Origin of the sequence: Bacillus sp. AFS098217 (genome assembly GCF_002551815.1) — a bacterium.
Taxonomy (GTDB): domain Bacteria; phylum Bacillota; class Bacilli; order Bacillales; family Bacillaceae_G; genus Bacillus_A.
Window position 1 is genome coordinate 1 of the sequence record NZ_NVPR01000086.1, and the last position, 15205, is coordinate 15205.

Consider the following 15205-nt stretch of genomic DNA (forward strand, 5'->3'; position numbering starts at 1 on the left):
AAAAAGGAGGGGTATGAGTGTATTCACTTCAGCCAATTGCTTTTGTACATAATGAAAGAAAGTTGATAAAGGATGACGAGTGGGGAGAAGTGCAATCGACTATTGCATTAACGGACTCTTTTTCGGAAGAAAGTATACAAGGAATTGAGAGTTTTTCGCATATTGAAGTAATCTTTTATTTTCATAAAGTGACAGATGAACAGATTCAATATGCAGCGAGACATCCTCGAAATAATAAGGAATATCCGAAAGTAGGTATTTTTGCGCAGCGTGGAAAAAATCGTCCCAATCGATTAGGAGCAACAATTGCGAAAGTTGTGAAACGAGAAGGGAAATCAATTGTAGTTGAAGGATTAGATGCAATTGATGGTACTCCTATATTGGATATAAAGCCCGTTATAAGAGAATTTGTACCGAATGAAGAAATTATACAGCCCGAATGGGCAACGAATATTATGAAAGAGTATTGGAAAGGGAGCGGAGTAAAATGAAAATATATGAAGCAACAATTGCAGATTTAGATGGATTAGCAGATGTATTTAATAATTATCGTGTATTTTATAGACAAGAATCAAATGTAGAAGAAGCGAAAGCATTTTTGTGTAATCGTATAGAGCGAAAAGAATCTGTCATTTTTGTAGCTGTTGAAGATGGAGAATATCTTGGATTTACACAATTATACCCTTCTTTTTCATCTGTTTCGATGAAGGAATTATGGATTTTAAATGATTTATTTGTACAAGCTAACAAGCGCGGAGCAGGTACTGGAAAGAAATTGTTAGAAGCGGCTAGAACTTTTGCATTAGAAAATGGTGCCAAGGGTTTAAAATTACAAACAGAAATAGATAATATTTCAGCCCAGCGATTATACGCTGAAAATGGATATTTGAGAGATAATCGTTATTTTCACTATGAGTTAACTTTTTGAAAATGAATACATATTAAGAGCTCAGCATACAAGATTCGTATGCTGGTTTTTTTATTGCTTCAATATCCATTTTACAGCTTCCTCAAAATTCGCGGCAATGTAACTTGGATCAATATGAGCCCATTTATCACGATAGGTATGCAGGGCGTCGTATCCAGCACCTGTTTGGACTAAGATCGTTGTTGCATGAACATTTGCACCCGCAACGATGTCAGTCCAACGATCACCAATGACGATGCATTTGGTTAAATCGAGCCCATATTTTTCTGCGGCTTGTAAGAGCATGCCTGTACTTGGTTTACGGCATTTACATCCATCTCCATGTCTGTGAGGACAAAGGTATACATCATCAAAACCGAATGCTTCTAATTCTTGAATAAAGTCATCTGCGGTTGCTTGTCCATCGGCAATACCAGGTTGGTTTGTAAAGGAAAATAGTTTTATATTTTGTTTTTTTAATGCGAGTAAGGAGTCCTGTGTAAATGGGAATAAGGTGAATTCACCGGGATAATGTACAGTGGTGTCTCCTCCGATTGTTCCATCACGGTCGATAAAAATAGCTTGAATGTTTGTCATATAACCAACTCCATATGTAATAAATTAAGAACCTCAAACTTTAAATATTCTGTAAAATGATAGCTTTTCCTTCTTTTAAAATCGATAATCATTGAAATAGATGTATAAAGTGATATTTTAGAAGGGAGTATGCTATAATTTCCCTGGAGTTTATTGTAAGTTGAAAGAGGGGAAGCAACTTGTTACAAGTCAATATTCGCTCAGCGGGTTATGAAACAGGAAAAAAAACAATCCATGATATAGCATTTTCAATTGAAAAAGGTGAATTGGTTGCCTTGATTGGTGCAAATGGTGCTGGGAAAAGTACGACAATTAAATCAATGCTTGGTTTACTTGCAAATATGGATGGTGAAGTATCGTTTGGTGAAAAGAACAATCCATATGCATATGTGCCAGAACATCCGACTTATTATGATTATTTAACATTATGGGAACATATTGAATTATTAATGGCTGCACGTGGATGTGAAGTAGGGAGCTGGGAGGAAAGAGCACGGGAATTATTACATACGTTCCGAATGGAAAAGCATAAACATGAATACTTATCAAAGTTTTCAAAAGGTATGAAACAAAAATCAATGCTCATTCTCGCGTTTTTAACCGAGCCGGATTTTTATATTATCGATGAACCTTTTATCGGTTTAGATCCAGTAGCGACACGAGACTTTTTGAACTTTTTATATAAGGAAAAAGAGCGTGGAGCAGGAATCTTACTTTGCACGCATGTGCTTGATACAGCGGAAAGAATTTGTGAGCGATTTTTACTTATTTCACAAGGTACATTAGTAGCGAATGGGCATTTAGAGGCGATCCAATCATTAGCACAAATGCCAGGTAGTCGATTATTAGATTGTTTTGATGCAATCGTAAGGCGGGAACAACATGATGAAACAACAATTTTATAAGCGCTTGCGTCATGAATGGCAAAGAAAATGGAACTCAATTCGTTCTGTAACGGATTGGACGGTAGCGTTATATTTTGTTATTCCATCAATTATATTTAGTGGTATTTATTATCGCTCTTTATGGAAAAGAGAGTTATCTGCGGAAGAACCACTTTATTTTTTACTCGGTTTGTTTGCATTTTGTTTTATTACATACTCGAGAGGAACACGTTCGTTTTTTGAACAAGCAGATAGTTTATTTTTAATTCAACATCCAGTACATATGAAAAAACTAATGAAATGCGGAATATTGTATACATGTATTCGAATTGCTATAACAAATATAGCTGTGACATTAGTTATGTTACCTATATTTGTTAAGAGCATGAATGCGTCTATTTTACAAGTTGTATCATTTTGGGTATCCTTTACTGTTTTTCGATTTATGTTATCACTATTAGTAAGGTATATTGATGTAGGCGGAGGAAAGCGATGGGTATTATGGATTGTAAAAATCATACTATTTTGCATTAGTTTTATTTGTGTTGGAAGCGGTGTGTTTTTAGGGTTCAAAAACCTAGCTTATTCAATACCATTTATTATTGTATTACTTGTAATTAGTGTAGTTTTAATAAAGGAAAAAATGAATTATCAGCGTTTCTTTTTTAAAGAAGTTGAAAAAGAAAAAGCAGAGAGTATGCGCTGGACGATGGAAATTATGCAATTTAGTGGTCAAGTAACAAAGCCAAGTACGAGTTCGAAACCATGGTTGTTTCCACGATCGAAACATATACTTGGAAATAAAGCCGATTCGCGTATTATTGAATCATTTTTAAAAGAATATTTTCGATCAGGTGCTTCTTTAAGTTTTTATATTAAAATTATTTCCATGAGTGCAGTCTCTATAAAAATTGCGCCTTGGTGGATTGCGCTTATTATTATTGTATTTTCTTGTGTTGCGATTGCACGTTATTCAGGCGATCAATGGAATGAGTTTACGAAAAGAATGTTTCTTCAATTATATTGTGAACAAGGGAAATTAATATGGTTGAAGAGTAGAGCAGAAATGTATCTATTTATTCCAACTGTATTCATATATGGGACGGTAATACTTGCGCAGTTTTACTTATTGCCAGCTATAATCATAGGGATTGTTATAATAGTATTAATTGGATGGATTGCATTTACACCTTGGAAAATTTATATAAAATAAGTCTTGCGGGAAGCTTTTGATACATTCCAATATNNACTCAGAATGCTTTTTTATTCTTCCATTATAAGAAGTCTTCAGTACTTAAAAAAATTAAACAATTGACTTAACGGGTATAATAATTTTGTTATCATTTATGAATAGATAATATAACTCGTTACTAGATCTAATCAGTTTCTATGACCATCAATTGATTAGATGATGAGTTATAACTCCTTGGAAAGGTACCTTGCAGCAGGGGTGCCTTTTATTCGCATCCTCTTAAATAATTTCACATACCGTAATTGAAATAAAAAATTTATTTTTGTATTTAAGGGGATTTCATGCTAAGAATATTTTAATAGTATCAGAAGCAAACCTTTACCTATATAATGTATTCTTTAATCCCTTATCTAATAATTGTAGTTCAGACTCATTGAAGAAACAAAAATAGCCAGCATTTCATGGATACTTCATGAAATGCTGGCTATGGCCGAAGTGCCTCTTTTTTAGTCTGTAATGGACTGATAAATAAAATATAATAGAACAAAAATGCTTATGGCGGAGTACATGACATCTAGTGTCACAAAAATTCCTCCTCAAATTTGATGTACTTATATTGTATGAAGTTGTACAATTTCATATTCAAGGGAAAAATATGTGAACGTTAACAAATTTGTAAAGTGCAAAAATTATAATCATTTTGTATAATGGAAGAAACAACCGTTATATAAAGTGAAAATATAATGAGTGAAAGGGGAGGAAATGAAAAATGCCAAATTGGTTTAGAAAGACCTTAGTCGCATTAATTACCGTATTTACATTTGGCTTAGTGACGCCTCCTTCTATTTTGCTGGATAATGCAAAAGCAGCGGACAAGCCTACAAGTACAAGACAACAAAATTTGGAGCAGACGTCCTATACATATGAAGAAAATCGAGAAAGGTTAACCACAGATACCTTTATCACCTATGCAATGCAAGAGGCTGAAAAACAATCTATGCAAAAGTTTGGTTCTAAAATTGGTCCTGTTATTGAAGATGAGTTTAAAGATATTATTTTACCTAAAATAGAAGAGGCAATTGCTGAACTTACAACAGATGTACCTGAAGAATCATTACAATCATTAGCAATTTCACAGAAACCAGCAGGCGGTAATAACGAAAAGATTTTTCATGTATATGATACGAAAACAGGAAACGATTTACTACGTTTCCATGTAAGGCGGGATCATCCACCACAAGATGGATATTATTTTAATTTCCACTATCATAGCTTCGATGACGGATATACCGCACATCATGAGTTAGGAGACATTTATTGGAATACGAACGTGCCGCCGAAATGGTTGTCATAATGGAAAGAACAAGAGAAAATCTTGTTCTTTTTTATTTGTATTAAAGGTGAAATGCACTGTATTGTTGAATAAAATATGTTTAGATGAAAAAGAAGCTAGGGGAGTATGTGTAATGCAAAAATACATTGTTTTTGACTTTGACGGCACGTTAGTAGATTCACAAAATATATTTGTTCCGATTTATAATCAACTCGCTGAGAAGCATGGATATAAAACGATAAGTGAGGAAGAGATTGAGCCTTTACGAAAATTATCTATTCCTGAAAGGTGTAAAAAGCTTCATGTACCGCTGTATAAACTTCCTATATTAGCATTAGAGTTTTATAAATTGTATCAACCTGCTATAAAAGACCTTGTTTTATTTCATGGGATGAAGGATGTATTAGATGAATTACATGAAAAAGGTTATGGAATAGCGGTCATATCTTCAAATTCAGAAGAGCATATTAAGACATTCTTGCATAACAATCAAATAGAAAATATTGAAGAAGTATATTGTTCTAAAAATTTGTTTGGTAAAGATAAAATCATCAAGAAATTTTTGAAAGAAAAAAAGTTAACAGAAGCTGATATGTTGTATGTTGGTGATGAACAACGAGATATAGTTGCGTGTAAAAAAGCTGGTGTAAATGTCATATGGGTTGGATGGGGATATGATGTGTTAGAGACGGTAAAAGAAGATTCCCCAGATTATATGGTGAATACACCGAATGAAATTTTACATGTAGTTGCATCTGTTTATTAAAATGACAGAAGGGAAACGAGGGGGATGAAGCAGTTTGAACCTGGTATTCATCATATTGAATTTTGGGTAGCAAATTTAGAGGACTGAAATTAGTATCCCGTATTCGATTGGACAAATTCAAGGTTATTTTAATGGGGAAATCCCAGAAGAGTTTTGGAGGTTATATTCTGTGTACGTAGGCATGACCATCTTCTCATCAGTTGTATGGTCTTTAAGGGCAGCACCGCACATATTAGATGACATGTTGGAGCGTCTTTATGTTACTTTAGAAGATCATAAAAACTTTGAATTATTGCAGCCGACATGGTTTCAACCTGAAATGATTTATATGAACAATAGTTGAACAGCGAATGGTAGGTGTAAATTTACACCTACCATTAAAAATTACCATTCACTATCATTTAATAGATATAAAGCTGTTTTTAAATCTACATCTTCTTCTATATGCTCAGGAGTCCATGGAATATAGAGGTGTGGTTGTATTCCGATTCCAGACATTCCTTCGCCTTTATCCACAATAGAAAGCCTTGAAGTAGGATAATAAAGTGCAAATGTATCATCCCATTCCATCACGGCTAAATTAGAATAATCATTTACGCCAGCTGTTGGGCGCCCGATTACTGTTACTTTAGAAGATTTCTTACATGTTTCTACGAAGGAATCGCCAGAGCTTCCACATGTTACATCTGTTAATACCACTACTTTACTTGGTGTTTCTCGCCCGTGTATTTTTAATGTTTGTAGTTCGGGTGGCAATCCAGATGTATCAAATGTAACGAAACCTTTATTATTCAGAGTGTTAGGGAAACAGAAGTTAGGAGATTTTTGATTTTGGCATTATTTGTTGGGAAATCGATATCTTTTGTCGAAACGTCGATAAATTCAAATTTGCGCCGATATAATTTCATTTACTATTTCTCCATCATAAGAAATTTTCTTGCTTGTTCATTTTGTAACCCTTTTTTCAATAGAATCACAAATAGAGGAAAGATATTCTTCCCTCTATCATTAAGGATTCTTATTTTATTTTTGTAAATGTAAGAGGTTGAGTACTTAACGTAGCTGGTACATGTAATTGAAGAGTTGGAAATTCCCCGCTCACATTCATTTCATAAGCAAACAATAGATTTATTTTCGTTTGGAATAAGTTAACTGGTGCAGAGAATATATCGTAATGATGATGTTGTAATGGAATGTCCATCTCCATAAATTGTACATATAGCTTTTCATTTTCTTTATACACTTGTAATGTTCCGTAAGCAGGATGTTCAAATGTTCCAGTGTAGTCTTCTAATGTGTGAGACGGTGCAGTCCCTTTTATTTGCTCAGGAAGAGATTCAGTTGCTTCTTTCATCATTTTTTTTATCTTTTCAGTATCTTCTACAGCACGCTTATGCCAGTCAATTGTTTCTAATCCGAGAAGCTCGTCATAAATTTGGGTTGAAAGATAAGTAGGGAGTAATGTACTTCCAGAGTTCGTTAGTATGACAAGTCCTATATTTTCTTTCGGCATGAATGAGACAAGTGCAGTAAATCCATCGATGTTTCCGCCGTGATGAATTACCTTATAACCGCGGTAGGCACTAATAAACCAACCAAGTCCATAGCTGTTTAATGGAGATTCAGGAGTTGATAAAAATGGCTGATCAGGAATTGTATTGTGCGGTGTATACATTTGTTGTAATAATTCAGAAGAAATTAATTCGTGATCTCCAGATTTTCCTTGATTTAAATGGAGAAGTACCCAATTTGCCATATCTTCAATTGTAGAGTTAATACATCCAGCAGCTCCAACTGTATCGATATTTCGGAATGGAATTTCTTTTATTTCACCATTATCTTCAATATAAGGTAATGCGTAGTCATTCGTATTTTGTGAGTCCGTAACAGAGAAGTTCGTTTGTTGCATGTGAAGAGGTTCTAAAATATGTTCCGTTACGTATTGTTCCCATGTTTGATTTGTGATGCGCTCTACCATGTAGCTGATTGTCGCATACATTAAGTTGTTATATAAGAATGCTGTGCGAAATGGTGCATCAAGTGATAAATGTTTTATTTTTTCAACGATATCTTTTCTAGTTAAGGAAGAGCTGTACCAAAGGGCATCATGACGACTTACTCCAGTACGGTGAGAAGCTAAATCACGCCCTGTAATTTGTGAGCTAGCAAATATATCAGATAAGGAGAAGTTAGGTATATATGATTGAACGGGAGTATCCCAATCAAACTTTTTTTGCTGTGCTAATAGACTTAAAGAAAGCGTACCAAATGCCTTTGTCGCAGACCCAATTGCAAAATGTGTTTGCGGTGTAACAGCTTCTTTTTTCTCTACATTACGATAGCCAAATCCCTCTGAAACAACGACTTCCCCATCTTTTATAATTGCTACAGCAGCCCCAGGAACACGTAAATCTTTCATCATTTTTTCAATCGTTGTGTGTAGTGTATTAATAACAGGAGTTTCAATTTTAGACATGCTTCTAACCTCCAAATATAATTTTTACCTTCCGCACTATACTTTCTGTAATAGAAAATGAAAACCTTTTAAAATATTGAAAGTTAATAATTTTGTAATAATAAATGAAATTATTATTTATTTAGAATTTTATTTTTATTATAATTAATTTAAATAAAATCTAAGAAGAGAAGGTGAAGTAGTATGCTAACGATAAAAAAAACGCTTTGTGATAATAAAGTTAATCCGATAGGGATAGATTCAAAAGTCGTAAAAATTAGTTGGCAACTGAAATCTAATAGACAAAATGTTATACAGAGCGCATATCAATTGCAAGTAGCGACTGATACGAAATTCCAAACGCTATTATTTGATTCTCATAAAGTAAAATCAGATCAAAGTCTATATATACCAATAAATTCATTCCAATATAAAGCAGAAACAGGTTATTTCTACCGAATAAAGGCGTGGGATAATCAAGGAGAGGAATCACCTTGGTCAGAAGTTGCTTTCTGGGAGACCGGGTTGCTTATGGGAGAAAACTGGGAAGGGGAATGGATTGCTTCCCAAAAAGAAAGAACACAAGTTATGTCCTTCAACAAAACATTTCATATTGAGAAAATAGTAAAAAGAGCGCGATTGTATATTACGAGCTTAGGGTTATATGAGGCATGTTTAAACGGGGAGCGTGTAGGGGATTATTACTTTACTCCTGGATGGACGAGCTATGATAAACGAATACTGTATCAAACTTATGATGTAACAAAAATGCTCCAGAGTAAGCAAAATGATATTTGTGTATTAGTTGGAAATGGGTGGTTTAAAGGGCCGCTTACAATGCGTGGTGTACGTAATAATTATGGAAATCAACGTGCAATAATTGCCCAAATTCATATAACATATGAGGATGGAACAAAAGAAAAAATTGTAACAGATGAAACGNNGGAAAGTAACACAAAGCCCGATTTTATATTCAGAAATTTATAATGGGGAAGTTTACGACGCTAGATTAGAAGAAACTAAGCAAGAGATAGAAGCTGTGAAAACGATAAACCATTCGAAACAAATTATAGTAGCACAAGAAAATGAGCCAGTTCGTCAAATGAAGAGAATAAAACCAATTGCTATTTCAAGGCTGCCAAATCATGAGTGGCTAATAGATATGGGACAAAATATGGTAGGATGGGTCCGCTTGACAATTCATCATGCTTATACTGGTCAAAAGGTGGAACTGCACCATTCTGAAATATTAGATAAAGACGGTATGTTTTATACAGGGAATCTTCGAAAGGCGAAGCAAAAGATTGTGTATATTGCGAAAGGTGAAGAAATAGAAACGTTTGAACCTCATTTTACGTTCCAAGGCTTTAGGTATGTGAAAATAAGTGGTTTAACTCACCGACCCGCAATTGAAGATTTTGAAGGAATTGTTTTGCATACTGATATGAAGAGTGCGACACAATTTGAGACATCTAATTTACTTATAAATAAGCTACACCATAATGTAGAATGGGGACAGCGCGGGAACTTTCTTGATGTACCAACAGATTGTCCGCAGCGTGATGATCGGCTTGGATGGACGGGAGATGCACAAGTGTTTATTGGAACAGCAACGCAAATAATGGATGTGCAATTATTTTTTGAAAAGTGGTTGGAAGACTTATTGTTGGATCAAAATAAAAATGGTGCAGTTCCGCTTGTTGTTCCAGATGTGTTTGGAAAGCGTGAAGACTTCAATCTTGATACTTCGGGTGGATGGGGAGATGCAGCAATTATTTGTCCTTGGGTGCATTATTTACATTATGGAGATGTAGCAATTTTAGAAAATCAATATGAAAGTATGAAAAAGTATATAGATTATATAAGAGTACAAGGAGAAAATGAGTACATTTGGGATACTGGATATCATCTAGGGGATTGGCTTGCCTTAGATACAAAGGAAGGGATATATGAAGGTGGAACAGATAAACATTTCATTGCAACAGCTTTCTATGCTTATTCAACATCAATATTAAGGCAGATTGCAGCCATTTTAAGAAAACGAGAAGATGAGCAGTTTTATGAAAATTTGCACACAAATATAGTAAAGGCGTTTCAAGATGAGTTTGTTACACAAAATGGAAGACTAACTTCTGATACGCAAACTGCACATGTATTAGTACTAATGTTTGATTTAGTAAATGATAAAATAAAGAAGAGGGTATTAAAACGATTGATTGAGCTACTAAAGGAAAATAAATATCATTTAACAACTGGATTTATAGGTACGCCGTATTTGAATTTGGTACTAAGTAAATTCAATCGTCATGACCTTGCATGTCAGCTGCTATTTCAGGAGGATTATCCCTCTTGGTTATATCAAGTGAAAAAAGGGGCTACAACAATTTGGGAACACTGGGATGGAATAAAAGAGGACGGTACACTTTGGAGTGACAATATGAACTCTTACAATCATTATGCGTATGGCTCCATTGCAGAATGGATTTATCGATACGTCGTTGGATTGGAAGTAGATGTGATGAAACCTGCATATAAACATTTTTATATGCAGCCGCATTTTAATTCTAAGTTAGAGTGGATAAAAGTAAGGCGTGAAACAGCTTATGGAGAAATTAAAATTGAATGGCGTGTAGAAGATGAACAAGCAATATTAAATGTTTCCGTGCCAACTAATACAACGGCAACGTTGCGAATAGGGGAAAATCAATGGAGGCCGTTACATACATTAGAAGAGAAATTAGGATCGGGCGATTATGAATTTAGATTTTGTAAAAACATAAATGCATTAGCAGAATTCTGTTAATATAGAAATGTTTTTTTTATTAATTAGGCTTGCTAAATCTGTTATTATTATTGTGGTTGTTAATAATATGATAAACTCCATATAGAAAAGATTGAAAGAGGGTTTTCTTACATATGAAACATGCTGAATATGAATACTTAAATTTGTGCCGCCATGTTATGGAACATGGTACAAAAAAAGAAGATCGCACAGGGACAGGGACTGTATCTGTATTTGGATATCAAATGCGTTTTGACCTTAGCAAAGGTTTTCCTTTATTAACAACAAAACGTGTTCCATTCCGCTTAGTAGCAAGTGAACTTCTTTGGTTTATGAAAGGTGATACAAATATTCGTTATTTACTTCAAAATAACAATAATATTTGGAATGAATGGGCGTTTAAAAGCTGGGTAGAAAGCGATGCTTATAAAGGGCCAGATATGACAGACTTCGGACTGCGCTCGCAGCAAGATGAAGAATTTAAGAAACAATATGATGAACAAATGGAATTATTTAAAAAGAATGTTTTGGAAGATGACGACTTTGCGAAGAACTATGGATATTTAGGAGATGTATACGGAAAACAGTGGCGTGCTTGGAAAACAACAGCAGATGAGACAATTGATCAGTTAAAAGATGTAATTGAAATGATTAAGAAAACACCAGATTCACGCCGATTAATCGTTTCGGCATGGAATCCTGAAGACGTGCCAAGTATGGCTCTTCCGCCTTGCCATACGTTGTTCCAATTTTATGTAGCAGATGGAAAGCTTTCATGTCAGTTGTATCAAAGAAGTGGTGACATTTTCCTTGGCATTCCATTTAATATTGCAAGTTATTCACTGTTAACGCACTTAATTGCACATGAATGTGGTCTAGAAGTAGGAGAATTTGTTCATACAATTGGAGATGCACATATTTATACAAATCATTTCGAACAAGTAGAGAAGCAGTTAGCGCGTGAACCGCGTCCATTCCCGACACTTACATTAAACCCAGATGTGAAATCTGTGTTTGATTTTGAAATGGAAGATTTAACATTAGAAGGATATGATCCACATCCAGCAATTAAAGCACCAGTTGCAGTGTAATTGTAAAAGGAGATGAAAACATGATTATTTCATTTATGGTCGCAATGGATGAAAATAGGGTAATCGGTAAAGATAATAAATTACCGTGGTATTTACCAAGTGAGCTACAATATGTTAAGAAAACGACAATGGGACATCCACTTATTATGGGGAGAAAAAACTATGAAGGAATCGGAAGACCGCTTCCAGGAAGACGTAACATTATCGTAACACGCAATACGGATTATCACGTAGAAGGCTGTGAAATCACGCATTCTGTGGAAGAAGTTTTTGAACTTTGTAAGAATGAAGAAGAAATTTTTATTTTTGGTGGAGCTCAAATTTATGAGTTGTTTTTACCCTATGTAGAAAAGTTATATATAACGAAAATCCACTATGCATTTGAAGGGGATACGTTCTTCCCAGAGATTGATATGAAAGATTGGAAAGAAGTGTTTGTAGAGAAAGGCGTGACGGATGAAAAAAATCCGTACACATATTACTACCATATATATGAAAAGCGGCAATAACAAAAAGATTGATGTGAATGGGAATGTTCACATCAATCTTTTTATTTACATAACTAGATAGAACTTTATGAGTAGGTTTCGTTGATGCTATAATGAGAGCTAGCATGTGTGTAATATTATGGGATTGGAAAATAATTCGAAGTACAGTTTCTTTGTTTAGTAAAAGGAGGAGAATCGGTTGAAAAAATTATGGGGGTTGCTTTTTCTATGCTTTGCACTCGCACTAGTTGGATGTAGTAAAGAAGAAAAGCCAGAGCAGGCATTTGATACATATGCGAAAGCATGGAATAAGCAGAAATTTGCAGATATGTATGATCAGTTGTCAGAAAATGCGAAAAAAACCATTTCAAAAAAAGAATTTACAGAGAAATACGAAAAGATTTATGCAGGAATAGAAGTTAAAAATTTAAAAGTAGACACAGGAAAAGTAAAAGAGGATAAACAAGATAACGAGCCTGTTCCTTTTAAAGTAAGTATGGATACAGTGGGCGGGAAAATTTCCTTCTCACATGAGGCAAAATTAGTGAAAGAAAAAAATGGAGATAAAGAATCTTGGAAAATAGATTGGACTCCAGATTTCATTTTTCCAGGTATGACAAAAGATAGTAAAATACGCATGCAAACATTCCAAGCAAAGCGCGGGGAAATATATGATCGTAATGGAAAAGGACTTGCTACGAATGGAAAGGCGTCTGAAGTCGGTATTATTCCGGGGAAATTAGGAGATACTGCAGCACAGACAAAAGAAACAATAGCAAAACTATTAAATATGTCAGTAGAAGAAATTGATCAAAAGTTAAATGCAAAATGGGTAAAACCAGATTACCTTGTGCCAATTGGTATTTTACAAGAAGGAGCAACGCAGAATGATTATATTAATTTACCGGGCGTTGCAACGCGTTCAGTAAATGTTCGTACATATCCATTAGGCGAAGCGGCAGCTCATTTAACAGGTTATATAGGAAAAGTAAATGCTGAAGATTTAAAAACACTTGCGAAAAAGGGGTATCAAGCTGATGATCCTGTGGGGAAAGCAGGTTTAGAGCAAGTGTTTGAAGAGAAGCTACGTGGTAAAAAAGGTGGCCGCGTCTTTATGGAAGATGCACAAGGGAAAGAGATAAAAGATTTAGTGAAAACAGAAGCGGAAGATGGACAAAATGTTACTTTAACAATTGATAGCACTGTTCAAGAGAAAATCTTTAATGAAATGAAAGGGGAAGCAGGTTCAAGTGCAGCGATAGATCCACACACTGGTGAAACAATTGCTCTTGTAAGTAGCCCAGCTTATAACCCTAATGTAATTGTGAGAGGTGCATCAAAAGCACAGCGTGAAGCGTGGAATAATGATCCGAAAAAACCGATGACGAATCGATTTACACAATTATCTGTGCCAGGTTCCGTATTTAAGCCTATTACAGGCGCAATCGGTCTTGAAACAAAAACACTTGATCCGAAAGAGGAATTGAAAATTGAAGGTTTAAAATGGACGAAAGATTCTTCTTGGGGAAATTATTATGTAACACGTGTGAAAGATGCAAATCCAATCGATTTTGATAAAGCAATGAAGTATTCCGATAACATTTACTTTGCACAACAAGCTATAAAAATCGGAAAAGAGAAATTTATGAGTGAAGCAAAGAAATTTGGATTCGATGAAAAATTACCAATCGAATACGGATTCCCAGTTTCAAAAATCGCAAAAGATGATATTAAAAATGATATTCAGATGGCTGATACTGGATATGGACAAGGTCAAGTGTTAATGACACCTCTTCATTTAGCTTTAACATATGCACCAATTGTGAATGACGGGAATATACCGTCTCCGCATCTTATTAAAGATGATAAACAAACAAAACCTTGGAAAGAAAATGTAATTTCTAAAGGAAATCAGGAGATATTAAAAAATGCGTTAATAAAAGTAATTAATGATCCAGATGGTACAGGGAAAATTGCTAAGATTGATGGAATGACTCTTGCTGGTAAAACTGGGACAGCTGAGTTAAAAGAATCAAAAGAAGCAGAGGGCAAAGAGCTTGGATGGTTTGCTGCATTTGATGTGAACTCACCGAATATGATTGTTACAATGATGATTGAAGATGTAAAGGGTAGAGGTGGAAGTAACGTTCCAGCTGAAAAAGTAAAACATGTTTTTCAAAAGTAATATGTGAGAAAAAGCTATCTCTCTGAAATGTAGAGATAGCTTTTTTGTATAGGTAGAATTTTTAAATTCATATAATAAGCTGAAGTGAAACAACACAGCTTATTAACTTACGAAAAAAAAGTAACTATTTTTCGTTGACAAAGAAAAAGATTTTTTGTATTATACTTACATAAGGTAAGTAATTTACTTTTTTAAAATAAATCTCAAATTAAAGATAAAATGAATAAAGGGAGAGAACAAAATGACAAAAGTACTATTTATTACAGCAAATCCAAATTCAGCAGAAGCATCTTTCGGTATGGCAGTAGGGGAAGCTTTCATTGAAGCGTATAAAAATGAACACCCACAAGATGAAGTTGTAACAATTGACTTATTTAACACGACAGTACCAGCAATTGATGCGGAAGTATTTGCAGCTTGGGGTAAATTTGCAGCAGGTGAAGGTTTTGAAGCATTAAATGAAAGTCAACAACAAAAAATTGCAGCAATGAACACAAACTTAGAAACATTTATGAATGCCGATCG

At 34.6% G+C, this 15205-nt stretch carries 12 protein-coding genes and 3 pseudogenes; 12 read left to right on the forward strand and 3 right to left on the reverse strand.

Translation table 11 applies throughout. The features are described 5' to 3' along the window. Nucleotides 1–17: 17 nt before the first annotated feature. The gene (locus COO03_RS21250; RefSeq protein WP_097899049.1) at nt 18–491 is read left to right on the forward strand and encodes an SAM-dependent methyltransferase; all 474 of its coding nucleotides are present in this window, start codon (nt 18–20) and stop codon (nt 489–491) included. After that, entirely contained in the window at nt 488–928 is a 441-nt protein-coding gene (locus COO03_RS21255; protein ID WP_097899050.1) for a GNAT family N-acetyltransferase, read from the forward strand. The genes COO03_RS21250 and COO03_RS21255 overlap by 4 nt, the downstream gene beginning before the upstream one ends. A 51-nt stretch (nt 929–979) precedes the next feature. Here COO03_RS21255 and COO03_RS21260 read toward each other — a convergent pair whose 3' ends face one another. Then, entirely contained in the window at nt 980–1504 is a 525-nt protein-coding gene (locus tag COO03_RS21260) for an HAD-IIIA family hydrolase (protein ID WP_097899051.1), read from the reverse strand. 179 nt (nt 1505–1683) lie between these two features. On the opposite strand from COO03_RS21260, the gene COO03_RS21265 reads away from it, so the two are divergent. From COO03_RS21265 to COO03_RS21285, 5 genes and pseudogenes are all read left to right on the forward strand, one after another. Next, nucleotides 1684–2409, forward strand: coding sequence for an ABC transporter ATP-binding protein (locus COO03_RS21265; protein WP_097899052.1), 726 nt, complete (start codon nt 1684–1686; stop codon nt 2407–2409). After that, entirely contained in the window at nt 2387–3601 is a 1215-nt protein-coding gene (locus tag COO03_RS21270) for an ABC transporter permease (RefSeq protein ID WP_097899053.1), read from the forward strand. Before COO03_RS21265 ends, COO03_RS21270 begins: the two co-directional genes overlap by 23 nt. A gap of 748 nt (nt 3602–4349) precedes the next feature. Further along, entirely contained in the window at nt 4350–4934 is a 585-nt protein-coding gene (locus tag COO03_RS21275; protein WP_097899054.1) for a YpjP family protein, read from the forward strand. A gap of 112 nt (nt 4935–5046) precedes the next feature. Then, complete coding sequence (locus COO03_RS21280) at nt 5047–5679, forward strand: HAD family hydrolase (protein WP_097899055.1); 633 nt, start codon at nt 5047–5049, stop codon at nt 5677–5679. A gap of 85 nt (nt 5680–5764) precedes the next feature. Beyond that, nucleotides 5765–6022, forward strand: a pseudogene (locus COO03_RS21285) (aminoglycoside phosphotransferase family protein); the annotation flags it as partial. Nucleotides 6023–6063: 41 nt separating this feature from the next. Here COO03_RS21285 and COO03_RS21290 read toward each other — a convergent pair. After that, nucleotides 6064–6465: pseudogene (locus COO03_RS21290) on the reverse strand (S41 family peptidase); the annotation flags it as partial. Nucleotides 6466–6697: 232 nt separating this feature from the next. Then, entirely contained in the window at nt 6698–8155 is a 1458-nt protein-coding gene (locus tag COO03_RS21295) for a serine hydrolase (RefSeq protein WP_097899056.1), read from the reverse strand. Nucleotides 8156–8338: 183 nt separating this feature from the next. Here COO03_RS21295 and COO03_RS21300 point away from each other — a divergent pair. The 5 genes and pseudogenes from COO03_RS21300 to COO03_RS21320 all read left to right on the forward strand — a co-directional run. After that, a pseudogene (locus COO03_RS21300) lies at nt 8339–10937 on the forward strand (family 78 glycoside hydrolase catalytic domain). A gap of 113 nt (nt 10938–11050) precedes the next feature. Next, nucleotides 11051–12007, forward strand: coding sequence for a thymidylate synthase (locus COO03_RS21305; protein WP_097899057.1), 957 nt, complete (start codon nt 11051–11053; stop codon nt 12005–12007). A 20-nt stretch (nt 12008–12027) separates the two neighbouring features. Beyond that, nucleotides 12028–12516 carry a dihydrofolate reductase gene (locus COO03_RS21310; protein ID WP_097899058.1) on the forward strand — a complete coding sequence of 163 codons (489 nt, stop codon included), beginning with the start codon at nt 12028–12030 and terminating at the stop codon, nt 12514–12516. A 178-nt stretch (nt 12517–12694) separates the two neighbouring features. After that, nucleotides 12695–14680 (forward strand): penicillin-binding transpeptidase domain-containing protein, encoded by a 1986-nt coding sequence (locus COO03_RS21315; RefSeq protein WP_097899059.1) that lies wholly within the window; start codon nt 12695–12697, stop codon nt 14678–14680. 241 nt (nt 14681–14921) lie between these two features. Beyond that, a partial coding sequence (locus tag COO03_RS21320; protein ID WP_179863020.1) for an NAD(P)H-dependent oxidoreductase occupies nt 14922–15205 on the forward strand: 284 nt, incomplete at its 3' end.

Excerpts from the sequence above, each read along its gene's own strand:
- COO03_RS21280 (WP_097899055.1), top strand. The coding sequence starts at position 5,047 with ATGCAAAAATACATTGTTTTTGACTTTGACGGCACGTTAGTAGATTCA.
- COO03_RS21295 (WP_097899056.1), bottom strand. The coding sequence starts at position 8,155 with ATGTCTAAAATTGAAACTCCTGTTATTAATACACTACACACAACGATT.
- COO03_RS21305 (WP_097899057.1), top strand. The coding sequence starts at position 11,051 with ATGAAACATGCTGAATATGAATACTTAAATTTGTGCCGCCATGTTATG.
- COO03_RS21255 (WP_097899050.1), top strand. The coding sequence starts at position 488 with ATGAAAATATATGAAGCAACAATTGCAGATTTAGATGGATTAGCAGAT.
- COO03_RS21275 (WP_097899054.1), top strand. The coding sequence starts at position 4,350 with ATGCCAAATTGGTTTAGAAAGACCTTAGTCGCATTAATTACCGTATTT.
- COO03_RS21310 (WP_097899058.1), top strand. The coding sequence starts at position 12,028 with ATGATTATTTCATTTATGGTCGCAATGGATGAAAATAGGGTAATCGGT.
- COO03_RS21270 (WP_097899053.1), top strand. The coding sequence starts at position 2,387 with ATGATGAAACAACAATTTTATAAGCGCTTGCGTCATGAATGGCAAAGA.
- COO03_RS21260 (WP_097899051.1), bottom strand. The coding sequence starts at position 1,504 with ATGACAAACATTCAAGCTATTTTTATCGACCGTGATGGAACAATCGGA.